Source organism: Aerococcaceae bacterium DSM 111021 (genome assembly GCA_020112395.1).
Classification (GTDB): domain Bacteria; phylum Bacillota; class Bacilli; order Lactobacillales; family Aerococcaceae; genus Ruoffia.
Genome location: JACCEK010000001.1, coordinates 190,330 through 214,752 on the forward strand (window position 1 = coordinate 190,330; position 24,423 = coordinate 214,752).

Consider the following 24,423-nt stretch of genomic DNA (forward strand, 5'->3'; position numbering starts at 1 on the left):
TCCGTCTTTTAATAGAGTACGAATTAACTCAGAATGATATATAGTTTATTGAAAGGGGAATAGAATGGCTTTACAAATTATAACTGGAGATCTTTCAGTAAATAAAAAAAGAGTTATTATTGAAAAACTAATACAAATTCTCGATACGAATCCAAAAGCAACGATCTACTATATTGTCCCTGATCACTTGAAGTTTGATATGGAAACATTTGTTTTAAATTCAATTGAAGAAATTAATGGTCAATCAGAGGCTGCGATGATGGATTTACAAGTTGTGAGTTTTACTCGTTTAGCTTGGTTTATGATTCGACCACAGAGTACCAATCAGCAATCTATATCTGATGTAGGGTTAACTATGTTGATTAGACAGTTATTAAGTGAATTGAAAGATGATTTGATTGTGTTACGAGGTCAAATTAATCATCAAGGTTTTATAGAGAAATTATTAGTACTATTTAATGAGCTAATCGAAGGGAATATTAAACCTGAAGATTTAACACGTATAACAATTGAAATTAAAGGTGATGGATCAGAACAATTTATTCCTAATTTGGAGCAACAAAAAGTAAATGAGTTACAATTAATTTATTCAAAATTTATAGAGAGAATTGAATTGTTGGATGTTTCTCAGTATAGCACTTTACAACAGCTTGAAGAATATATTGCTAGTAACCATGATTATGAGAATCATTACGCGGTTATCGATCATTATTATTATTTTAATGCCCAACAGATGAGCCTTTTGATGCAACTTTCAGCCTCTTTCAAGGAAGTGTGGCTAACTTTACCTATTACTCATTCTCTAGCTAACAGCCAGACATATCAGCCGATTCTGGACTCTATACGCTATACTTACCACCAAGTTAAAGCATTAGCACAATTTAATCAAATAAAGGTTGCACCGGATTGGGATGTGAATCAACCAACACATACCATTCAAGTTGATTTATTAACAACAGCAACTTTATTTAAAAATATTCAAGAAATTGGTGCGAGTATAAATGAGGATAAAACTAAGTATCTAAGTCCACCAATCGAAGTATGGCAAACTGACACGATTCAAACTGAAATTCGTCACGTCAGCAATCAAATTCACTATTTAGTAGCTAATGAAGGCTACCGTTATCAAGATATTGTCGTAATGACGAGAGATTTCGATCGATATCAAGTTATTGTTAAACCGTATTTTGATGCGAATAACATACCTATATTTATAGATAATGTTGCTAAAATGAATCAACATCCGTTTGTTATTTTATTAGAAAGTCTATTGAATTTAAAGTTATACCAATGGAAGTATGATGATATTATGGGCTTTTTAAAATCAGGATTAATTATGCCAAATTTTTTAGCAAAAGAGTCGATTGAAGAACGGAATCTAATAAAAGATCAACAAGTAAATTACTTTGAGAATATTATTTTAGCGAATGGTTATTTTGGCTATCGAATGTTTCAACCTAGCTTTCACTGGCACTTTGAAGATGAAGACAAACGTGTTATGCATATTGGAAAGAATAGGTCGCATCTTACATTAAAAGAATTAGCCGAAGCATGGAGAAATTGGTTGATTTCTGATGTAAATAAATCATTTAAAGCCTGGGAAAAACCAATGACTGGTCAACAGGCTGGTGCTTGGCTGTATCAATTAATTATCGACTTAGGAATTCGCGATCAATTTATAGAACAGCGTGATTTGGCGATTGAAACTGGGGAAGTAGAATCATCACGTCGTGATGAACAGGTGTGGCGAGTTTTTGTTGATTTATTGGATGAATTTAATGAGCTCTATAAAGATCAAACTATTTCGTATACTTTATTTGTTGAATTATTAATTGCTGGGTTATGTGAATCAAGTTACCACATTATTCCAGCTACACTTGATCAAGTTGCACTATCTAGTATGGAAAGTCCTCAGGTTCAACCATTTAAAGTTGCTTTCTATATAGGTGTAGATGATAAAACTTTACCAATTAATAGACAAACACATTCATTGCTAGACGAAGCGTCACGAGATTTGTTACAAAAGGATTTACTTCCGCATCAATATCTAATGAAATTAAATGAACAACAATATAGCCAAGAATTATTATTAACGTATCAATTATTACTAAATGCGTCTGATCGAATTTACATTAGTTATGCAACAAGTGTAAATAATCAAAATATGCAAATAAGTCCTTATATTTTACAGTTGATCCAATACTTAAAATTACCAACATATACATTTACTCATGATTTAGTCAGTGAATTAGATAATTTACATACAAGTACTTTCGGTAAGTATGGAATGGAACAAAATTTACTACTTCAAATATCTCATTATTTAACTCAAGGTAAAGGTCATTTAAGTGATATTCATAAACAAGTTTTCCTAGCTATGGATAATTACAATGGAACCGAAAAAGATACGAGTCAATCATTAGAATCTTTGGTTGATGCAGTCGTGAAGTTTAATGAACTACCGAAAAATATTTCGCCTGAAATAGCGATAAAATTATTCGGAAAAAATATTAATGCTTCGGTTTCAAAGATAGAACAATATTATCAAGATCCATTTAGCCATTTCTTATTACATGGTTTGCGGATTAAAGAACGCAAATTATTTGAATTAGATTATACTCGTTCGGGAGATTATTTCCATGACTTCTTAGATTCCTTTACTAGATTAATAATAGAACAAAAGTTAGATCTAAGGGAAGTGAGTAACAATGAACTCTCTCAGTTATATAATTTAGTAAAAAGTAACCTAGAAAAAGACGAGCGATTTAACATTATGTTTAGTCACGCTAAGTTTAATGCAATTAAAACTCAAATGGATCAGCAGTTATTACGCTTTATTAAATTTACCCAAGCTCAACAACAACGAACAAAAATGAAATCGATTCAATCTGAAGCGGTATTTGGTATCTCACCGTCGGACGGACAACTAAAAAGCTTTATTTATCCATTAAACAGTGGGGGACAATTAAGTATAAGCGGAAAAATTGATAGAGTCGATACTGCCGACACGATGGAACAAACATTTTTACAAATAGTTGATTATAAATCTGGGAAAAAAGATTTCAATATTTTGGATACGTATTATGGATTGGATTTACAAGTGTTGACATATTTGAGTGTAGCTTTGAAAAACTATACAGGAACCAAAGCTTTTGGTGCTTTTTATCAACCATTAATCCATTCATATTTAGCCTATAAAGAAAAAGAAATGCCTGAGAATTTTGAAGTTATGGAAGAGTTACAATTAGCGGAAAATACATTCAATGGATTTGTGAGCGTTGATGAAGAGCAATTAACACGCATTGATACGAGTATTGAATTAACTAATAATAGTTTAATTTACCCTGTTAAATTTAAAAAAGGTGGAGCTTATAATGCATATAGTCATGTATTTAGCGAAGAAGAATTAGATATTATCTTAAATTACGTACACTTAAAATTTAGACAAGCTGCAAATCAAATTCAAACTGGGATGATTGAATTAAAACCATTCAAAGAGAACCAATTTACGACATCATTGCAACCAGAATACAGAGTGATTAGTGGTTTTGATTCAACTGAAAACTATCAAGCTTACCGAGAAAAAACATTGAATAAAAAAAGTGTCATTCAACAAATGCAATTAGAACTAGATGAAAGTGGTGAAAATAAAGATGCATAATATTGAACCTAAACCGATAAATTCAAACTTCAATGATGAGCAGTGGCAAGCAATACAACTTAAGGGAAAAAATATTCTTGTATCTGCATCAGCCGGTTCAGGGAAAACAACGGTTTTAATTGAACGAATTTTTAACCATATTTTACAAGGTTTTGCGAATGTTGATGAATTACTAGTCGTAACATTTACTGAAGCAGCAGCGAATGAAATGAAAGAAAGAATGGAAAATAGATTAAAAGAAGCGGTGAATGAAACACTAGAACCAGATGAGCAAAGACGCTTAATTCATCAATTATCACTTTTACCTAAAGCCAATATCCAAACACTGCATTCGTTTTGTTTAGAAATTATTCAAAATTTCTTTTATTTAATCGATTTTAATCCAAACTTTTCATTAATTACTGATCAAACTCAAGTGCAACTTATATATCAGGATGTTTGGGATGAAATGATTGCTGCCATTTATGATCCAGCTGAAGATACAAGGTATATAACACCACCAGTGTATCAATCACTGTTAGCGCGTTATGGAAATATTCGATCTGATGAGGATTTATTTAATACTATCATAGAAATTTATAAATTTGCTCGTTCGCAGACGAATCCTACTTTATGGCTTTCAAATGCGAATCGTGCCAGTGAAAATTTCAAAGATTTTAAAAGTAGTACATTATATAAACAAACTATACAAACTGTTATTGAAACAAATGCCATTCAAGCTATAAAGTTATTAGAAGAAGCAACAGATATGACACGTTCCATCTCTGATGAGGCAAATGTGAAGTATGAACCGATATTAAGTGAAGAACTCCAACAGGCAAATGCTTTATACGAATTGGTGAGAGAAAACAAACTTGAACAATTATTTTCTCATGCAAGCTCAATTCGGTTTGGAACATGGAAAGCTAATAAGAAGACTTCTGATGATTTTGAGATAGTTAGTGAAATGAAAGCTTTGCGTGATGAAGCAAAAGAAATTTTAACTAAAAATATAAAACCGATTTTCACGTACGATTATCCACTAACAATACAAGTTGAAGAAGAATTAGGTCAAATAATTCAAGCATTATCACAATTAGCATTGTTATTTATGGAACGCTTATCAGACCATAAAACATCGATTAACATGATTGACTATAATGATTTGGAACACTTTGCACTAGATATACTAGCACCACTAAATAGGGAAAATGAACAACGCCAAATCAGTTCAGCAGCACAATTCTACCATGATAAGTTTAAAGAAATTATGATTGATGAATATCAAGATATTAACGATATTCAAAATGATATTTTATACTTCTTATCGCATGAAACAAGAGTAGAATTGAATAAGAACTTATTTATGGTAGGGGATGTTAAGCAATCGATTTATGGCTTTAGAATGGCTGAACCAAGTTTATTTTTAAATCGATACCTAAACTATGCTCATTCAGAGGAAAGCGAATTGATCATACTTGATAAAAATTATCGTTCTAGAGATGAAGTGTTGCAATTCACGAACTTCGTATTTGAACGTATAATGGATAAAGATTTTGGAGAAATCGAATACGGAAAAGCAGAATCATTAACGACAGGAAATAAATCATTTCAACCTAAAGCACCACATAATGATTTTAATATTCAATTGTTATTATTTGAAAAAGAAAATCAAAGTAGTGACGAAATGGATGAATCTATAAGTGACGACATCGCACTTGCTGATACATCTTTAGAAGCAGAAAGTCATATTATTGCTCAAGACATCCGAAATAAGATTACGGAAGGTTACTTAATTTATGATAAAAAGTTAAAACAACAAAGACCAGTTACATTTTCAGACTTTGTTATTCTAACACCAACAAGAAAGCCGTTTCTTATTGCGCAAAGAATATTAGAAAGTTATGAAGTGCCTATTTATGCTCAAAAAGTTGAGAATTATTTCCAAAGGCAAGAAGTTCAATTAATGTTGGCTCTATTAAAATTAATTGACAATCCCTTGCAGGATATTCCTTTGGTTGCCATCCTACGTTCATATTTTGTTCAATTGGATGATGAGGCGTTAAGCAAGATTCGAATTCATTCACCCAATGGATTATTCTATGAGGCAGTGATGGCTTATCTTAATGATAGTGATAGTCAACGAGTTGAGACAGAAATATTTCAGAAACTTGATCGATTCTTTAAACAACTCTCACATTGGAATGACTTATCAAAACGAATCTCATTAGTGGATTTAATTTGGGCTATTTATCAAGAAACAACATTTTTAGATTATGTTGCAGGGTTAAATAACGGTGTCCAACGTGAGGCGAATTTACATGCACTTTACGAGAAAGCACGTGAATTTGAACAAAGCCAATATAAAGGTGTTTTTGGCTTTATCAGATATATTGAAAAGGTTATGCAACAGCAAAATGACTTAGCGGAGCCAGTTCTACTTGACTCAGAACAAAATTTCGTCAGATTAATGACCGTGCATGCTAGTAAAGGGTTGGAATTCCCGATTGTTTACATTATGGATACCGCTAAAAAATTCAATTTACAAGATGCAAGAACGAAGGCATATATAGCATCAAAACACTTTGGTATTAGTTCAGACTATTATGATCATGATAACCGAATTAAGTTTGATTCATTTACAAAATACGCATTTAAAATCGAAAAAGAAAATATGTTAAAAGCAGAAGAAATGCGTAAATTATATGTTGCTTTAACGAGGTGTGAACAAAAATTAATTATTGTCGGAACGGTAAAAAATGAAGAACAGTGGCATGATAAACAAGAGGATACGCAAGATAAAAGCGACAAAAAAATGAAGATGGTCGCTTTACAAGATAGACAAAGTGCAGCGAGTTGGTTGGATTGGATTCGACAAGCACTATCTAAGGAAAATACTGAATTATCATTAGCAGAATTTGAGTTATCACAAGTAAATATTGAATTTATTAATATTAATAGTCTTAAAGAGCAACAAATTCAATATCAAATCCCAACTAATTATTCACAGAAACCAAGTTTAGCAAAACAGATTAGCCGTGTAGACTTGAATAAATTACATGATTATCAAATATATAATCATATGAATCAATTATTCAACCATAGGTATACTTACGAGTTAGCAACCAATACTTCCAGTTATCAATCTGTATCTGAATTAAAACGATTGTATGAAGAGCCACGAATTGATAAAATTGAGTATTTCTCTGACCGAACTGGTAAATCTGGTGAAAATAAAAAGCAAGAGCGACAAAAGGACTCTTCAACAATACAAGGAATACGTTATACGGAAGACACGTTTGAAGCACCTAAGTTCGTTGATAATCTATCTAAAGAGCTAAATTATGCAGAAATAGGGAGTGCAACCCATTTCTTACTGCAACAGCTAGATTTCTCTTCTCTACATGGAAAGAATCGTATTGAAATTGAAAAAATATTACTCAAAACCAGTCAGAACTTAGTGGATGATGAACATATTAGTGATCAACTAGCTAAATTGATAAATTATGATAGTGTCATTACTTTCATTGAAAGTGACTTAGGTCAATTCACCATCAAGCATGCTGAAAGAGTAAAAAAAGAACAAGCATTTTCATACTTAACGCCAGCATTAAAATTATTTGAAAGAAATATTGATGCTGAAAATATTAAAGAATTATCTCAAGATCAATTATTAATTCACGGTGTTATTGATAATTTTATTGAATTTGATGAAGATATAGTTATTTATGACTATAAAACAGATAGGTATAAACCTTATGCTAATATGTCAAAAGAAGAACAGATAGAACAAATAATAAATAAATACCGCTTCCAAATAAGTCTATATTCAAAAGCACTTACAACAGCATTTAATAAGCCTATAAGACAAGCATACATTGTGCTTTTAGATTTTGGAGTATCGATTCCAATAGAAACAATGTATCATTTTTAATGGAGTACTTTTTAAATTGAATATAAGACAAAAAAAGCAAACTAGCTTTAGGGCTAGTTTGCTTTTTTGATTATTCAGAAGCTATAGTAGAGTCTACATCTGGTGCATAGTCAACACCTTGTGTGTACTCACCACTAGCATTCCAAAGTAAAAATTCATGAATGCCATTTTCAGCAAGAGCATTAATTTGGCCTTGCACTTCATTAGGTCCATATTGCATATACATAGTGAAATCTTGTAACCACGGTCTAGAAACTACGTTGTTTTGAACTGTATCCAAGACATAGAGTTCTTCATTAATATATGCATCTGTAAATTCGTAAGGGTAATAATCTGGAAAATCAAAGCCGAAGAATCCTTCACTCCAGTGAGATGGATAAATCATTGACGATACAACATCAACTCGTTCAGCCATTTGAGCAAAGTTTTGACCAATACCACGAACATCTGGAGCATCTCCAGCTACGGCAGTATAACCGAAGATATCAGCACTAATTTCAACTCCATAAGGAGTCAGACGATTATCGGCATAAGTTAAGAAGTCATTAATAGCTGCAACACGTTCATAACCTTGTTCTTCAGGAATATCGGATTCAAATACTGAATAATCACCAATTTCATAGTCTAATTGTGCATGGAAGGTTTCAAAACCTTCTGGGAAACGGATATAATCAAATTGAATATCTTTAAAGCCTAACTTAGCCGCTTCTTCAGCGATTGTTAGGACGTAGTCCCAAGCTTCTTGACTAAATGGATTAATGAATTTAGAACTGTTACCATCAGACCAAGTTTCACCCGTTGTTGTATCCATAAAAGATAAATCAGGTCGAGCTTCCGCTAACAAATTATCTTTAAAGGTTGTAATACGGGCGATTGGATAAATCTCATTTTCTTCTAGTACACGTAAAGCCTCTGAATAGTCTACAGATCCAAGTACATTCTTTTGAACATCTTCATTATCCGTTTCGATAGGAGGAATAACATTCCCCCAATCATCTTTAAAGTCGATAACAACAGCGTTTAGTTCGGTTTGGTTAATATAATCAATTATATAATTGAAGTATTCTTCATCGGCAACATTTTCTGCAGTCAAGTATACACCTTTAACTCCATCTTCTGGATAAGGAATTGTTACACCACTATCGTAGAAAAGTGTAGAAGGTAATTGATCTGGTTGAGTTAGCAGTGGTCGGTTAGGAATAACTAAGCCTTCATATCTATTTGTGTCATTTGTTGCAACACGATTATTGAATTCAGATATTGTTTCACTATCATACTTTGGAGTAACTTCAGGCAAAGTAAAGTACTGTGGTTCTTCTTGTTCAGCAGTGTTAGTTTGTTGGCAACTTGTTAAAACAAAAACTGAAATTAAAAGTAATACAAATGCTTTGGTAATTGTATTGACTTTTTTAATTATATGGTTGGACATATTAATAACTCCTCTTATCTTTATTACAAACTGCTAATTTGATTCTTGTAAATTAGCTAAATATACTTTAAAATTAATTAATTGCGCATTGATGGGTTCAAAGTAACCTAAAATTCGTTCTAAATTAATTTTATTGGTTGTATGTAATTTTGAAACACTGTCAAACACAGCAAAGAAAGATGTGTAATCTGTTTCTGGATTTGCGATAGATTTATATACGATTGACTCTGTTTCAATGGTGTCACGATAATCAGTTATATAGGTTGTTATTTCTTGCGATAGTCCTTGTAACTGTGTAATTTGATTCGTTACTTGATCTGCGGGTAGTGGACTTTTGTCAACTTGATTAGAGAATTCCTCTATTAAAGTATCCAATTCCGAACGAACTTCTTCTAATTTCGTTAAGTGTTCTTGTCGGCGCTGAATATTTTGTTGAATAGGTGAATCGTTGTTGGCAAAGTATGACAAATCATCACTCGCATTCGCGATAGTGTTTTCAAATTCAGCTTGAATATTCCCTTCAGCTAGTTGGATTTCAGTTAATTCATTGACGATACTAGTGACATTCTCTTGGACAAGACTGACTGTTCTGTCAGTTCTTTCTACTGAGTTATTACAGCCTGCAATAAATAGTGTGGTAAACAAGAGTATTATAGATTTATTCAAATGTTTCATAGAATCTCCTTAAATATATTTTAAATTGTTTAAAAAAATAATAAATTTAAATTTTACTTTGATTAGTATATAATAACACTATTAGCAATTCAAATATTATTCGATATTTAGAACCTAAAAGCAAGGAGTATCTATGTTTTTATCATTTTTCATCGCTATATTGTTGATTATTTTTGATCAAATTGTCAAGTTTTTGACCGTAACAAATTTACAAGTAGGAGAATCAGCTGAAGGGATTCCAAATGTATTTGATTTTTTCTATTTACGAAATGATGGTGCAGGTTGGGGATTGTTCTCAGGTAGAATAAATTTCTTTCTGATTATAACTGTTTTGGCTGCGACCTACATTATTTATCTAATTATTAAGAATCGAGATCACCATTTTGTAACTCGATTGAGTTATGGTTTAATACTTGGTGGAGCGCTTGGAAACTTTATTGATCGTGTCCGTATTGGATACGTTATTGACATGTTCAGACTCAAGTTTATTGATTTTCCCATATTCAATGTTGCTGACGCTGCGCTGACTGCTGGTGTCATATTACTAATCATAGTAATATTATTTTTTGAAAATACAGAGGATGTTTTATAATGACAAATATTAAAGAAGTAAAAAAGTTTGAATTAGAAGGAGAAATAGGACGCTTAGACAAAGTATTAGTCGATTTACTTTCGGATGAGACTTTTAGTCGCTCTACTATTCAAAAATTATTAAAGAACCAACATATTACTGTTGATGGAGTTCATCAAAAAGCTAATTATAAATTAAATGGTAGTGAAACTATCGAAGTAACAATTCCGGAAGAGGAGCAAATAGATATATTACCAGAGGATATACCTTTAGATATTGTTTATGAAGACAGCGATGTATTGGTTATCAATAAACCTGTAAATATGGTCGTTCATCCATCAAAAGGACATTACACTGGAACATTAGTTAATGCATTGATATTCTACTTAGGTGACAATCTTTCTGAAAGCAGTGAGGTTGTTCGTCCTGGAATTGTTCATAGAATTGACAAAGATACGTCTGGGTTGATTGTTGTTGCAAAAAACAATGTTGCACACCAAAAATTAAGTGAACAACTGGAAGACCATTCTATGGGACGCAGCTATATTGCTTTAGTGAATGATATTATCGAAACGCCAACTGGAATTATTGAAGCGCCAATTAAGCGTGATCCAAATAATCGAGTTAAATTTACAACTGATCATGGCGGTAAATATGCGTTAACCCACTTTGAAGTATTAGAGACATTTGCTCATAATACACTGGTTAAAGTGGAGTTAAAAACGGGACGTACCCATCAAATTCGTGTTCATTTTGAGTTTATCGAGCATCCAATTGTTGGTGATCCATTATATCGTCAAGGTGTTGGTCAAATGAAAGGTCAGCTTGCTCGCTTAGATGATGGTCAATTCCTGCATGCTCAATCACTTCATTTTATCCATCCAACTACAGGTGAGGAAATGACTTTCACAACTGAATTACCGGAAAGATTTGAAGAAATTATACGAACTTTACGTTAAACCAAGGCATAGTATTTATATTATGCAATAAAATATGGTAAAATTACTTATATTGCCATAACAAGGGGGTATTAATGTGTCAATCAATGATAAAATTCTCGATAAAATACGTAATTTATTATCATTAGCTGAAGATGGTGGTAATGACGAGGAGAGTCAAACAGCCTTATTAATGGCCCAGAAATTAATGCTGAAGTACAAAATTTCACAAGATGAATTAAACGAAGGCGGACAGCAAGAAATTATCATTAAATCAATTTCCGTGTATAAACGATTATATTGGTGGGAGAAAGTTTTAGTGAAAATAATTGCTGAAAACTTCAGAGTGATGTTTTACGTTCAAAGTAATCGTCTTCCCCATCAAAAAAGCGTCCAAAGAAAACTTGTTTTGATGGGCTATCCTGAGGATGTAGAATTAGCTTACGAAGTGTTTTTTTTAGCGGCTGAGTCGATGAAGCATTATGCTGGTGTTCATATCAAAGATAACGTTGAAGAATCCACACAAGCCCAAGCTCAAATTCGAAAATCATATTACCAAGGATTTATGGACGGCTTGGACCATAAGTTTGCGAAACAAAGAGAAGAAATGGCCGATGACAATGAAAAATTCGCTCTAATTATTCAAACACCTCAAGATGTTGTAGATAAGTTCAATCAAGAGATTAACGGTTCTCTTGCCTTTAAACAGCCAGAATTAAGTCGAAACACTCATGCTTACCATGATGGTTATGACCGGGGGCAAAATGTTTCATTAACAAATAAATACTTGGATCAATAAGTTTAAGCCAAGCAAAAAAGCACTGCAAAATGCAGTGCTTTTTTGCTGTATTCATTAATGTTTCATTAGGTTTTATTGAATAAGGAATAAAAAATAAAATATTTTAAAATAGATAATTATATATATCGATGACATCTTAATGTTTAAATTAGTTTAGCAAATAGGTGAGTTGGTTTGGGTTTATACAAATTAAAAGATTGTGGTTAATTATCGCTAATTGTCTGCTTATTAATTAATTTGGTAAGTATTCCAATAATAAGAGGTAACGTTTTCAAATCTTTGTAAATGTTGATATAATGACTTTAACAATAATATATCACGAGGTGAACAAATGAATTACTCTAGCATAGAAGAACAAACACAATTGTATAATGAATTATTTGAATTATATCAACAAGTAAAGAAAGAATCAGATGAACAATTTGGAACAATAGATAAAATTTTAGAACGTGAGGAGTTTCGAGAGAGTGCTCATAATTTAATGGCTTACCTTGCTTTACGCCGAAGAGATATTCGTAAATTACAATTAGACTTGTCTTCTTGGGGACTTTCCAGTCTCGGGAGATTAGAATCCAGAACGCTTTTTACACTCGAATCTGTCATTAGACGTTTAGGTAATGCAATTGGTGAAGATATGGCAATTGAAGAGCCTTCTTTAAAGCATTCAACAGCAGGTCGTAATCGATTAGCTCAAAATACTCAAATGTTTTTTGGGGATGCTCCCAATAAAAGAAATACGCGTATTATGGTAACAATGCCTACCGAAGCTTCTACTGACAAAAGTTTACTACAAGATTTAATTAAAAGTGGAATGAATGTAGCGCGTATTAATGCAGCTCATGATGATGAAGAAGTATGGCAAGCAATTATTGAAAATATACATGAAGTAGCCAATGAATTAGGTAGAAAAGTAAAAATTTTAATGGATATTGCGGGACCAAAAATTAGAACAGATTGGGTATTTACCAAATTCAAAAAACCTAAAGTTAAAGTGGGTGATTTAGTAAGGATGACGAGAGACTATAAGAAGTTACCCACACTAGATGATGACGTGAAGGTGACGGTTGGATGTAGTATTCCACAAATATTCAGTAAATTATCTATCTCCGATCCTATATTAATTGATGATGGCTCGATTGAGCTCGAAGCTAAAGAAATAGGCGAGAAAGAAGCTATATTAGTTGTTAAGCGAGTAAGAGGTGGATCAGTTAGAATAAAAGCTGAAAAGGGGCTAAATTTCCCTACAACAGAGTTTGATATCGATGTGATAACTGATGCAGACAGAAAAGCAATTAAATTTGCTGTTGAACACGCGGATATGATTGGGTGTTCATTTATTCGAACAACAGATGACATTGAAGAAATTCAAAAAGAAATTGAACTAGTTGCTAATCGACCACTGAGCGAAATTCCCTTAACGCTAAAAATTGAAACAGTCCAAGCAATGAATAATTTACCGGAAGTAATACTGAAGGCTGGAAGTAGAAACCCAGTTTCAGTGATGATTGCACGTGGAGACTTGGCCGTAGAAAGTGGGTACGTTAGACTAGCAGAATTACAACAAGAAATTCTATGGATTTGTGAAGCGAGTGATACACCTGTCATTTGGGGTACTGAAGTACTTGCTTCTATGTTGGATGAAGGGATACCTTCTCGAGCGGAAGTGACCGATGCTGCAGAAGGTAGTCGTGCTGAATGTGTTATGTTAAACAAAGGGTCATATATGTCAGAGTCGGTTTTACTGCTTAATGATATTTTAATAAAGATGGAGGAGCATCAATACAAAAAAACACCGACATTAAGGTCATTAAGTGTAGCACGAGTCAAGTTACCTAAAAACTGAAAATATTAACGTAAATTTATAATATATTTAGGAATATATTAGATACTTTCCGTTATAATATGAGTAAAAGACTAATTTTGGGGTGATTTTTATTAAACGATTTTTATTATTAACATCAATACTAGCAACACTTGTTCCTTACTCTGGGTTTTACACTCAAAATTCTGTAGTATTTGCTCAAAGTGATTCATCGATTGAAGAAAAAGAGAGTGGCAAAGAAGAAAATAATAATAGCATTAAACCAGATGACGTGGAAGATGCAGTTATCCATGAACCTGTTTTGCCAACAGATTATAATTTAGATGATATCAAAGAACTAACTGAAGAGGGTACTGATAAAGGGTATACTAAGGAAATGTTGAGCGTCGATGGATATGAATTTCCTTTTGAGGATATGCGTGGAAACAGTGGTTTTGGTTCTGATTTTGATGATTTGAATGAAACTTTAAATGAAAATTTAGTAGCGTACGTCGGTCAAGATAATATTAATACTTTTTTTGGACATTACTATGATCTATCGGGCACGGGGGTTTTTAATCCTTTAGCGGATCAAGGGTTATTAGATGTAGGTACTGAAGTTGTAATTACTGATAAGGACGGATTAAGTAAAGGCTATGAAATAACACAAACGATTGAATTCTTACATGAAAATCAACAAAAACAATTTTATGGTGATGATTATATGCCCGATTTAGCATATTACGGGAATGGCGACGATATGGTTTATATTCAATACTGTCGTTGGGATATTCAGAATGGTTTGTTAATTACTAACATTGGGTACCGTGTCTGGTAATATTATAAAATAACGAGATGAATCATGTATTTTGAATGATATGATTTATTTCGTTTTTACTTATTTAAAATTCATAAGCAGACACAATAAAAATATCAAATAATTATGTAAGGTAGGGATGTTTATGCACGTTTTTGTACTTTCAATTACTTTGTTAATTGATGATGCTTATTCGCTAAAAGATAAACGACGTGTTGTAAAAAGTATTATTCAAAAGAGTCAAGTTAGATTTAAAGTATCAGTGGCAGAAATTGCTTTTCATGATGTTTTAAACCAAAGTGAGCTTGCTTTTGCAGTCGTAACAAATAATAGTAAATTGGGACGGAGCCATTTAGAAGATTTATTTCGATTCGTTGAGAGCACTTATCCAATCACGGTAACTGATTATAATATTATGGAAATATAAACTTATTTGGAGGCAAAAAATGGAATACAAAAAATATTTAGCTTTATTACAAGATGAAATTGGAGCAGCTGTTTTTTCAACTGTTGACAAAGACGGCTTACCTCAATCGCGCTATATCAATGTCGGGGTGGGAAATGAAAATGGAATCTTTTTCATGACATCTCCAAAGACAGACTTTTATCAACAATTAGAAGGGACTTCATCTGTTTCAATTACTGGTATGGCTAAGTCAGAAGAAGGTATCGAAGTTGTACGTATCAGCGGTTCGGTTAGAAAAATTGGAAAGGAACATCTAGAAGAAATTTTAAAAGATAATCCATATGTTAATGATGTCTACCCGGATGAATCAGATCAAAAAGCTGTACAAGCATTCCAAATGTATAAAGGCAAAGGGAAATACCAACATTTACAAAAGAAAATTGTAGAAGTCTTCGAATTTTATGTGTAAGAATTAACTTGAATCGACGATTGAAATTCTGTATAGTTTCATAGGTGCGTTTACGCAGAATTTATATACTTGTCTTTAAAACACAATATATAGTGGTAATCTATAAAAAAGAGCGCAATATGATGTTTTTTAGAGTAGTATAAAAGGAGAGGAGTCGATGGCAATTATAGTTGTTGGAGGAATGATTGGTGCTGGGAAGACAAGTGTTGCGAAATTAATTGGAAATGCACTTGGTTCAGATATTTTTTATGAAAATGTAGATGATAACGAAATACTTCCGTTATTTTACACTGCATCAGAAGAGGAACAAGAATTAAAAAGATATCCATTTTTATTACAGTTAGAATTTTTAAATAGCCGTTTTTATAGTATTAAGGAGGCGCTTGTACACCGTAATAATGTATTAGATCGTTCGATTTACGAGGATTGGTACTTTGCTAAGGTAAACAACGACTTAGGTCGTATATCAGATATTGAATTTAGTATTTATGAAAAATTACTAACAAATATGCTGGAAGAATTAGATGAGTTACCTAAAAAAGCGCCTGATTTAATGATTTACTTAACAGGTTCATTTGAAACTATCTTAAAAAGAATCGGAATTCGAGGGCGAGAATTTGAGCAAGATATTAACTTAGTTAATTATTATGAGGCACTTTGGAGTGGTTATAATGATTGGGTGGATAATCATTATCATGCATCTCAAGTTTTAAGAATCGATATCGATAAATACGATGTTGTTAATAATCCTGATGATGCGGAAGTAGTCGTTGAATTAGTAAAAAATAAACTTGTTGAAATGGGCCAGCTAGTGCCTGTTGCTAAATAAGTGTAAATAAAGCAATTATATATTAATTAGCACCTTAAAGATTACGTCTTAAGGTGCTAATTTTTTTAGTATTCGTATGTTTTTATTCGCTTTTAATCAAAAATTTTACCTGGGTTTAATCGATTATTTGGATCAAAAGCAAGTTTAATTTGTTTTAAATAGTTAAGATACTCAATACTCATCACTTGTTTATAGTATGGTTTCTTAACTAAACCAATACCATGCTCTGCAGAAGGTAGGCCGCCAACTTGAGATACATATTCGTATAAGTTTGTTAAAATTTCGTGTTTTTTTGCTTGCCACTCATCTTCACTCAGTTCACCTCGTAAGATAGAAGAGTGAATATTGCCGTCACCAGCATGTCCAAAACTAATGAAGTTTAATCCACTATTGGCTTCAACTTCATGTGTGTATTTGAAAAAGTTAACAAATTCATTAACTGGTACAGAGTAATCTAACGGTTCTTGTTCAGATATTGATAAAATACCCGCCAATATATTATCTCTGAGATTCCAAGCTGTCAGACTATCTTCTTCTGAAAGAATTAAAAACTCTTCAGCATTATGTTCATTCGTTAGCTTTTCTAAACGCTTAGCTTCTTCATGTATAATTATTTCATGCATGCCATCAAAAGTCATTAGTAAATACGCAACGCCTTTTTTACTTGGGAATGTCTTATCTAGAAGTTGTTCACTAAAAGCAATAGCACGTTGTTCAAAGAATTCAACTGCTGTAATATCTAAACCATTTCGTAAAATAGATAATACAGCTTCAGCGGCGTTATCTAAAGATGGGAATGCTGCGATATAAGATTGCTTAAATTTTGGTAAAGGAATGACTTTTAAATAAACTTTAGTAATAATACCTAGAGTTCCTTCTGAACCAATGAATAGATGATTTAAGTTATAACCAGAGCTATTTTTAATCGCAATACTTCCAGTTTCAATAACGTCTCCGTTAGCTAAGACAATTTCCATTTTTCGAACATAGTCTCGTGTAGTACCGTATTTTACTGCACGCATTCCACCGGCGTTTGTAGCGACGTTCCCGCCAATTGACCCATGTTTTGCACCAGGATCTGGTGGATAGAAATAACCTTTTGACTCAACAAATTGTTGCACTTCACCGTTAGTTACACCTGGTTCAACAACCAATGTCATTGTATCTAAGTTAAAATCAATGATGTTATTCATTTTACTTAAATCAATAACAAGTTCACCACCAAATGCTGATGTAGCTTCAGATAAACCTGTATTTGCTCCATAAGTTATAATGGCCAAATCATACTCATTAGCGTATTTGACTAAGCTCACAACTTCTTGAGTATTAATGGGATAAGCCACCGCATGCAAGTTCACCTGGTTTCGGTGATGATTAACTGAATAGGCTTCTGGAATGCGATCTCCTTGAAGAATGCGTAAAGGCTCTGATATAATGTTATCTAATTTCATAATTGTCTCCTTTGAAAAGCTTTTCATTAATATAAGAATATCAAATTTACGGAACGTTGTCATTAATTGAACAAATATAAATCGAATAGAAAGTTGGAAGAAATTGAAAATTACTGTAAGAAAGCGAATGATTGGAACGATTCCTGTCTTTGAAGTGGTGAAAGATACTGAAAGAAATAACGCATTACCTATAATTGTCTATTATCATGGGTGGCAAATTAATAAAACTTTAGTTGTTACTCAAGGACGCAAGTTAGCGAGTAGAGGTTTCCGTGTGATATTGCCTGATGCAGCTAATCATGGGGAACGAATTCAGCCTGTTTCTTCAGTGCCATCTTTGACATTTTTTGGTAGTATACAAACTAATTTGTTTGAATTCGGCTTTATCATAGATTATTTCAAACGAAGACATTTAACTACAGATTTCATAGGGGTAGGTGGTTTATCAATGGGGGGAATGACGACGTGTGCATTGATGACTCATAATCCAGAGATAAATGCTGCTGCTTGTGTAATGGGAACACCAGCACTTACTGATTACCGTGACATGATTCATCGTCACGCGACAACTCGTAATATTTTCTTACCAAATGATTACTTTGATTTAACCTCATGGATTCCAAAATATGATTTATCTCGGCAATCGGAACTATTAGGCAATAAACCATTCTTTATATGGCATGGGAACGAAGATGATCGTGTCCCATTCGAACAAACTAAAGCATTTGTCGAAGACAATCCAAATTTAAATCTGGAAGTTGTATTTGAACATGCGGGACATCTTGTTCAAACAATTACGATGGACAAAATCGCGGACTTCTTTGAACGTAGTCATAAAGAGCATATTATAGAGACGAACAAATGACGATTGATGAATTATTAAAAAAGACATTAAATCTTCCATTAAAAAAAAGAAAAAGACTCATCCAAAGCAAACAAGTTAAGTGTGATGGAGACGTTGTAACTGACAGAATGCTTATTGTTGATCCGGTCTTGTTTGATGTGAAAGTTAATAATATACGAATTGGAGAGGATTTAGGCCATAAATACATAGCATTAAATAAACCAAAGGGTGTATTGAGTGCCAAAAAAGATAATAAGTTTAAAACTGTCTTAGATTTAATAACATCTCAAGATTTTGATGAAAGTTTATCAATAGTTGGTCGTCTCGATCGAGATTCTACAGGACTTGTTTTTCTGACCAATAACGGACAATTACACTATTTGTTTGAACAGGCTCAATATTCAAAAGAAAAGAAATATTATGTAACAGTGAATGGTTTAATGGATCAAAAAATGGTTAAGCAATTTCAAGAAGGGCTATCATTAGAGGATGGCACCCAGCTGAAGCCGGCAGGGTTAAGTATTGAAAGTCAATCAAATATTGAAAGTTCAGGAATTGTTACATTAACAGAGGGAAAACGACATCAAATTAAACGAATGTTTTTACAATGTGGTGTGAAAGTTATTGGCTTACATCGCATCATGATTGGGCCAATTCATTTAGATTCAACAACTCAAAGTGGACAATACCGGAATTTAAATGAAGATGAGTTGAGTAAGATAAAAAATATAATGATTAAAACGAAGAGATAGTGTGGGGTTTAAAGGAAGTGAAAGCAAACTCATCTTTAACTGTGTATCTCCGATTGAGCAACTTAGAAATTGAAGTTATAAAAGTTATATTATTCGCAAAATTCCATCAAAATGTTATTATTAAATCACATTAGATTAGAGGTGAGTATCAATTGCAATTCTTACAACCAATTTTAGATAATTTCTTTAAATTTGATTTTTTAATTATAATCATAGCGATTGGAGCTAGTTTTTTATATTATCGTTGCTTAGAAAGCTGTAAACAATTATTTAATATTTTAATTCCAAAAGGCAATGTTGCATTAGGAAAGAAGAATCAAAGAGTAATGAATGAACACTATAAATTATATTTTGATTCTGACGGGGAGCAAGAGATACTGCAAAAACGTCAGAAAAGTAATAGTTTGTATGTTTTATTTTCGAATATTTGTGCCATTTTTCCATTAATGGGTCTGTTAGGAACAGTCATTGCATTAATACCTATGGTTGGTGTAATGGACACTAATCTATTCTTTATGGCCTTAACTTCGACATTTTGGGGTATTGTATTCGCTATTATATTTAAGGCTCTTAACGGCTATTTACAAGCAAGAGTCGAAGAAAATAATGAACTAGTCCAAACTTACTTACTGAGGAAAGATGCAATAGAAGACCGTCGTGCTCGTAATGTATACGAGGATTCATTCGATGAAGTATAAAGAGATGATTGTCGATTTGACACCCTTACTTGATGTCATACTAATTTTATTATTCATGGTACTAGCAACTCAGTCTCAAGCTTCTACAGAGACAATCAATACTCTTGAGGAAGAAGTAACTCGACTAGAACAATTGCAAGCACCTCAATCACCATCGGAGCAAACATGGTATCAAACATATCAGCAGTCTATTGGAAAAGTCAATATTGTATTTCCATCAAGTTTAGATCCTGAACCTATGTACCTTATCTTAGAAGATGGATCAAAAATACAAAAACCTGAAACGCAAGATTTATATTATTGGCTTCTTTCTCAAATCGAAACAATTGACAAAGAAGTTGTGATTGTTGCATTTACATATAATAACGAAGAGATATTTTTAAGAGATTATCGTAATATCGTCTCAGTTATTACAAAAATAGACCAGAATTCAGAGAATACAGTCGTATATCAAGAACAATTAATTGAACTAAGTAATGCATTTGATTAAGGAGTGATTAAGATGGCTAAAAGAAATAATAAAAAGAAAACTAAATTCGGAATTTGGGGTTGGCTTATTGCTGGTTTACTTCTAATAGGTGGAGGCTTTGGAGTAACTCAAAGTGGTTTATTAGGTGATGGAGAAGATAATAATAATAAATCAGCGAATACAACGCCACAAGAGCCTGTAAATACTGATAACGGGACTGAAGATCATAAACATGTCAATATTACAATTTCGCAATCTGACATACTTTGGGACAACGAAGCAGTTACAAGTGATGAAGTTGTAACCCGTGTATCTGAAGAAGACGGTTCAACGACATATACAGTCACTGATGATAGTGCGATTAAAGCGACTTATGACGAAGTAATTAATGCTTTAAACGAGAATCAAGTAGAGTTTGAAGAAGCTGAGCAACAAGTATAATGACGCATAATAAATAGAGAGGCAGTGGATTCATTGTCACTCTATTTATTTTTGATATAATTAAAATTATATCTCAATGATGCGCTTACTTATAGTCAAAAGAAAGGAACTAAAGAATGAAATTACTTAGTTATTATCTTGATGAAACCAGTCATACTGGACTACTCACGAAAAAGGGAGTTGTTCCTATTGATAAACTATTAAACTTTGCGGAGTTCAATTTGGGATCGTCAATGGCATCAATTATTGAAAGAAATCTCTCTCCTATAATCAAAGATGCTTTTGAAAATAATAAACAATTTTTAAATGATTCTGATTATTTGGAATACGATAACTTAGTTATCGCACCACCAATAACAAAACCTGAGAAAATTATTTGTGTAGGTTTAAATTATTTAGATCATGTTTCTGAAAGCCCCAATCTTGATGTTCCAAGTGAACCTGTTCTTTTCAGTAAATTTAATAATGCAATTGCTAGTGATGGTGAAGATATACCTAAACCATTGGATGGTGTTCAAATTGACTATGAATGTGAATTAGTTATCGTTATAGGTAAGACTGCCAAGAATATATCAGTGGAAGAAGCTTTAGACTATGTGTTTGGCTATACAATTGGTAATGACTTATCAGTTAGAGACCTTCAATTCAGGTCCGGACAATGGTTACTAGGGAAATCTTTAGACAAATTCGCACCGATTGGACCGGTGATTGCGACTGCTGAGAGTATTAATCCAAATCATTTGGATGTATCGACAAAACGAAATGGTGAAGTCGTACAGCAGTCTAATACGGACAAAATGATTTTTAATTGTGCATCAATTATATCCTATGCATCAAAATATATGACACTTCAACCAGGAGACTTAATTTTTACAGGGACACCAGAAGGCGTTGTATTAGGGTATAACGAAGGGAAGCAAAACTGGCTTGATTCAGGTGACGAAATAGAAATTACAATTGAAGACATTGGAACATTAAGGAATCGTATCATTTAAGGAGTGGAAGGCTTTGTGTGGTCAATATAGTTACTTAAAGAATAAACAAGCATTATTAGAGCGTTATATGAATTCTAAGTTAGATGCAAATCTACCGGAAGATACTAGAGAAGTATACTATCCCGGTCAAAACAATATGATATTGCTTCCAAATAATAAATTCTATGCCATACAATGGGGATTTACACCTAGCTTCGCAAAGCGACCCCTAATTAATGCACGTCTAGAATCTATACTAGAAAAAAAGACGTTCATAGAACCTTTTAAACGAAAAAGATGTATTATTCCCGCAACATCTTTTTATGAATTTGAAACTGTGGAAGGACAAGATGCAAAACAACGGTGGTGTATAACAGTATTGAATTCAACCATTTTTTCAATTGCAGGTGTTTGTGAACGCTACGAGACAGAGGATGGAAGTAGTATTTTAACTTATGCTATGTTAACAAAAGAATCTGAAGGTCAAATGGCAGAAATACATCATCGCGTTCCAGTTATTTTAGATAGTGGTACCGAAAAGGACTATTTAAATTTAAATACGGATCCTTCAAAACTTAAAGAAAAACTGTTCCAACTAAATATAGATTTATCATTTATGAAAGTTTAAATTCAATAAAAAACAAGCTTATGGACTGTCAATTAAACATTCCAAATCTTGTTTTTAAGTATGAAAAATAAAATTTAATTATTTACGTCTTCGATAAAAAATGATTCAATCGCGGTAACTTTAGAGTCGATATTTCCACGAGTTGCTTTAGAATAAGCACAATCGCCATGAGCTTGTTCTGCAAGTTTTTGAACTTCAGTGAGTGCTATCCCTTCAATGCCCACTTCAAGATTAGCAACCAGTTTGAAGCCGCCTAGTTCAGGATCTGTATTCAATCCGATTTCAATACCAACTTTAGATTCAGCATCGATTCCCGCTGTTTTTTTATGGCGCTCAAGAGCTGAGTGGAAACAAGCGCTCCAACCTAATGCAAATAATTGTTCAGGGTTGACTGCTTCCCCAGGTCCACCCATTTCCTTAGGCATAGCAACATCCACTTTGAAACTTCCATCAACTAATCGACTTATACCATGTCGTCCACCTGTATTAACTGCTTTTGTAGTATAGCGTCTTTTTTCTGACATTAAATCATCCTCCATCTTTTGTCTCTAAATATAGATTACCAATAATTTAAAATCATGCAACTAATGTGATTTAGAAAATAAAACGGAAACAAAATGTGTTTGATTTTACAGTCGGCTAGGATATTGATACAATGAGGTTATTACATATAAGAAAGGGGTTTCACAATGATTAAATTAACTGCCTTTCCGGCGAAAGAGTTAGAGCAGGTTGATAAGCTATTTGTGACAATTGCTTTGGAGTTACATGCGACATCACTCAGCTCTGATAAAGATCGGATTCAATTGAATAATCTTTTAGAAGAAGCAAAAAAGAAAATTGATGCCGAATGTGGAAAAGACGAAGCAAAACAGTTGTTAGAACAAATTGATAGAGCTAAACTAGATGAGGTTGAGCTCGTGACATATCGAGGTGGACTCGCTCTATATATTACAGAAGAAGAGGTTTATTATTATCACTTAGGTATTCCGCTAGCTAATCTAGTTACCGTGGGTAAAGCGCCTAATTTAACGCCAATAATTGAAAACTATCAATATACGAATCAATATCATGTCTTAATTTTAAATCGTGAAGATATTCGTCTATTTGAAGGGGATGCGACATCAGTCAAAGAAATAGCATTCGACGATGAAGATGCCCCGAAAACGTTAAATGATGCGTTAGGAAATGAATTAACAGGTCGTAGCGGAAACTCAGGTGCATATGGTGCAACTGGCGGAGGAGAACAAGGTTACCATGGACACAATGATACAAGTCATGAGAAAGATATTGACCGTGAGAACTATTTCAGAATAGTCGATAATTATATTCATGATAATTACTCATCAGCTCTTGATTTACCATTAATTCTCTACGCTTTATCTGAGAATCAAGCTGTATTCCGTGAATTATCAAAAAATTCATACCTAGTTGAAGAGGGTATTGAAGAGTCTGGTGCTAATGCTAATTTCAATACTATACAAGAGAAAGCTTTAAGTAAAAATATTGAAATTGTTAAAAAAGAACAAGAAACAATGTTTAATCGATTCAGAGAAACAACACCTGAATTCAGAATTGATAACCAATTAGATGATTTATCTATGAGTGCGGTCGAAGGTCGTATTGAAGAGTTATTAGTCAATAAAGGCTTTACGCAAACGGGGACAATTACCGATAGTGGTAGTTATGAAGAAGATGATAGGGATTTTGTGAAACAGTTGATTACAAAAGTTACTGTCGCTAAAGGAAAAGTCTATATCGTACCAGATGACGACATGCCAGAAGGTATTAATTTATCAGCAAGATTACGTTATTAAATACAAAAAGGGAAAATAAACATTATTTTCCCTTTTTATAT

General features: G+C 32.9%; 22 protein-coding genes. 18 read left to right on the forward strand and 4 right to left on the reverse strand.

The features are described from left to right. The first annotated feature begins 64 nt into the window (after positions 1 to 64). Positions 65 to 3,661: a PD-(D/E)XK nuclease family protein gene (locus tag HYQ40_00940; protein MBZ6526322.1), complete on the forward strand. Its 3,597-nt coding sequence runs from the start codon at positions 65 to 67 to the stop codon at positions 3,659 to 3,661. Next, the gene (gene addA, locus HYQ40_00945) at positions 3,654 to 7,574 is read left to right on the forward strand and encodes a helicase-exonuclease AddAB subunit AddA (GenBank protein MBZ6526323.1); all 3,921 of its coding nucleotides are present in this window, start codon (positions 3,654 to 3,656) and stop codon (positions 7,572 to 7,574) included. Before HYQ40_00940 ends, addA begins: the two co-directional genes overlap by 8 nt. Before the next feature lie 70 nt (positions 7,575 to 7,644). On the opposite strand, the gene HYQ40_00950 is transcribed toward addA, so the two are convergent. Further along, positions 7,645 to 9,003: a putative glycoside hydrolase gene (locus HYQ40_00950; protein ID MBZ6526324.1), complete on the reverse strand. Its 1,359-nt coding sequence runs from the start codon at positions 9,001 to 9,003 to the stop codon at positions 7,645 to 7,647. A 33-nt stretch (positions 9,004 to 9,036) separates the two neighbouring features. Then, positions 9,037 to 9,678 carry a YkyA family protein gene (locus HYQ40_00955; protein ID MBZ6526325.1) on the reverse strand — a complete coding sequence of 214 codons (642 nt, stop codon included), beginning with the start codon at positions 9,676 to 9,678 and terminating at the stop codon, positions 9,037 to 9,039. Between the two features lie 133 nt (positions 9,679 to 9,811). Here HYQ40_00955 and HYQ40_00960 point away from each other — a divergent pair, with 133 nt between their 5' ends. The 8 genes from HYQ40_00960 (at position 9,812) to HYQ40_00995 (ending at position 16,308) form a co-directional block, all read left to right on the forward strand. Further along, positions 9,812 to 10,270 carry a signal peptidase II gene (locus HYQ40_00960; GenBank protein MBZ6526326.1) on the forward strand — a complete coding sequence of 153 codons (459 nt, stop codon included), beginning with the start codon at positions 9,812 to 9,814 and terminating at the stop codon, positions 10,268 to 10,270. Beyond that, positions 10,270 to 11,208, forward strand: coding sequence for an RluA family pseudouridine synthase (locus HYQ40_00965; GenBank protein ID MBZ6526327.1), 939 nt, complete (start codon positions 10,270 to 10,272; stop codon positions 11,206 to 11,208). The genes HYQ40_00960 and HYQ40_00965 overlap by 1 nt, the downstream gene beginning before the upstream one ends. A 76-nt stretch (positions 11,209 to 11,284) precedes the next feature. Then, complete coding sequence (locus HYQ40_00970; GenBank protein MBZ6526328.1) at positions 11,285 to 11,986, forward strand: DUF2786 domain-containing protein; 702 nt, start codon at positions 11,285 to 11,287, stop codon at positions 11,984 to 11,986. A 331-nt stretch (positions 11,987 to 12,317) separates the two neighbouring features. Then, positions 12,318 to 13,829, forward strand: coding sequence for a hypothetical protein (locus tag HYQ40_00975; GenBank protein ID MBZ6526329.1), 1,512 nt, complete (start codon positions 12,318 to 12,320; stop codon positions 13,827 to 13,829). An 82-nt stretch (positions 13,830 to 13,911) separates the two neighbouring features. Then, positions 13,912 to 14,625, forward strand: a complete 714-nt coding sequence (locus HYQ40_00980) for a hypothetical protein (protein MBZ6526330.1) — start codon at positions 13,912 to 13,914, stop codon at positions 14,623 to 14,625. A gap of 124 nt (positions 14,626 to 14,749) precedes the next feature. Beyond that, positions 14,750 to 15,031, forward strand: coding sequence for a DUF503 domain-containing protein (locus HYQ40_00985; protein MBZ6526331.1), 282 nt, complete (start codon positions 14,750 to 14,752; stop codon positions 15,029 to 15,031). Between the two features lie 19 nt (positions 15,032 to 15,050). Beyond that, a complete protein-coding gene (locus HYQ40_00990; GenBank protein ID MBZ6526332.1) occupies positions 15,051 to 15,479 on the forward strand; it encodes a pyridoxamine 5'-phosphate oxidase family protein in 429 nt (142 codons plus the stop codon). A 157-nt stretch (positions 15,480 to 15,636) separates the two neighbouring features. After that, positions 15,637 to 16,308 (forward strand): deoxynucleoside kinase, encoded by a 672-nt coding sequence (locus HYQ40_00995; GenBank protein ID MBZ6526333.1) that lies wholly within the window; start codon positions 15,637 to 15,639, stop codon positions 16,306 to 16,308. 92 nt (positions 16,309 to 16,400) lie between these two features. Here the strand turns inward: HYQ40_00995 and HYQ40_01000 are convergent, their stop codons facing one another. After that, positions 16,401 to 17,759 (reverse strand): FAD-binding oxidoreductase, encoded by a 1,359-nt coding sequence (locus tag HYQ40_01000; protein MBZ6526334.1) that lies wholly within the window; start codon positions 17,757 to 17,759, stop codon positions 16,401 to 16,403. Between the two features lie 103 nt (positions 17,760 to 17,862). Between HYQ40_01000 and HYQ40_01005 the strand changes: the two genes are divergently transcribed. From HYQ40_01005 to HYQ40_01035, 7 genes are all read left to right on the forward strand, one after another. Then, on the forward strand, positions 17,863 to 18,624 hold the full coding sequence (locus tag HYQ40_01005) for a prolyl oligopeptidase family serine peptidase (protein MBZ6526335.1): 762 nt from the start codon (positions 17,863 to 17,865) through the stop codon (positions 18,622 to 18,624). Then, positions 18,621 to 19,355, forward strand: coding sequence for a pseudouridine synthase (locus HYQ40_01010; protein ID MBZ6526336.1), 735 nt, complete (start codon positions 18,621 to 18,623; stop codon positions 19,353 to 19,355). Before HYQ40_01005 ends, HYQ40_01010 begins: the two co-directional genes overlap by 4 nt. A gap of 152 nt (positions 19,356 to 19,507) precedes the next feature. Next, entirely contained in the window at positions 19,508 to 20,053 is a 546-nt protein-coding gene (locus tag HYQ40_01015) for a MotA/TolQ/ExbB proton channel family protein (GenBank protein ID MBZ6526337.1), read from the forward strand. Next, the gene (locus tag HYQ40_01020) at positions 20,043 to 20,543 is read left to right on the forward strand and encodes a hypothetical protein (protein MBZ6526338.1); all 501 of its coding nucleotides are present in this window, start codon (positions 20,043 to 20,045) and stop codon (positions 20,541 to 20,543) included. Before HYQ40_01015 ends, HYQ40_01020 begins: the two co-directional genes overlap by 11 nt. A gap of 12 nt (positions 20,544 to 20,555) precedes the next feature. Further along, positions 20,556 to 20,963, forward strand: a complete 408-nt coding sequence (locus HYQ40_01025) for a hypothetical protein (GenBank protein ID MBZ6526339.1) — start codon at positions 20,556 to 20,558, stop codon at positions 20,961 to 20,963. 116 nt (positions 20,964 to 21,079) lie between these two features. After that, positions 21,080 to 21,958, forward strand: coding sequence for a fumarylacetoacetate hydrolase family protein (locus HYQ40_01030; GenBank protein ID MBZ6526340.1), 879 nt, complete (start codon positions 21,080 to 21,082; stop codon positions 21,956 to 21,958). A gap of 13 nt (positions 21,959 to 21,971) precedes the next feature. Continuing rightward, entirely contained in the window at positions 21,972 to 22,565 is a 594-nt protein-coding gene (locus HYQ40_01035; GenBank protein MBZ6526341.1) for an SOS response-associated peptidase, read from the forward strand. Between the two features lie 74 nt (positions 22,566 to 22,639). Here the strand turns inward: HYQ40_01035 and HYQ40_01040 are convergent, their stop codons facing one another. Beyond that, on the reverse strand, positions 22,640 to 23,089 hold the full coding sequence (locus HYQ40_01040; GenBank protein ID MBZ6526342.1) for an organic hydroperoxide resistance protein: 450 nt from the start codon (positions 23,087 to 23,089) through the stop codon (positions 22,640 to 22,642). Between the two features lie 165 nt (positions 23,090 to 23,254). Between HYQ40_01040 and HYQ40_01045 the strand changes: the two genes are divergently transcribed. Continuing rightward, positions 23,255 to 24,382: a hypothetical protein gene (locus HYQ40_01045; GenBank protein MBZ6526343.1), complete on the forward strand. Its 1,128-nt coding sequence runs from the start codon at positions 23,255 to 23,257 to the stop codon at positions 24,380 to 24,382. The last annotated feature ends 41 nt before the right edge of the window (positions 24,383 to 24,423 follow it).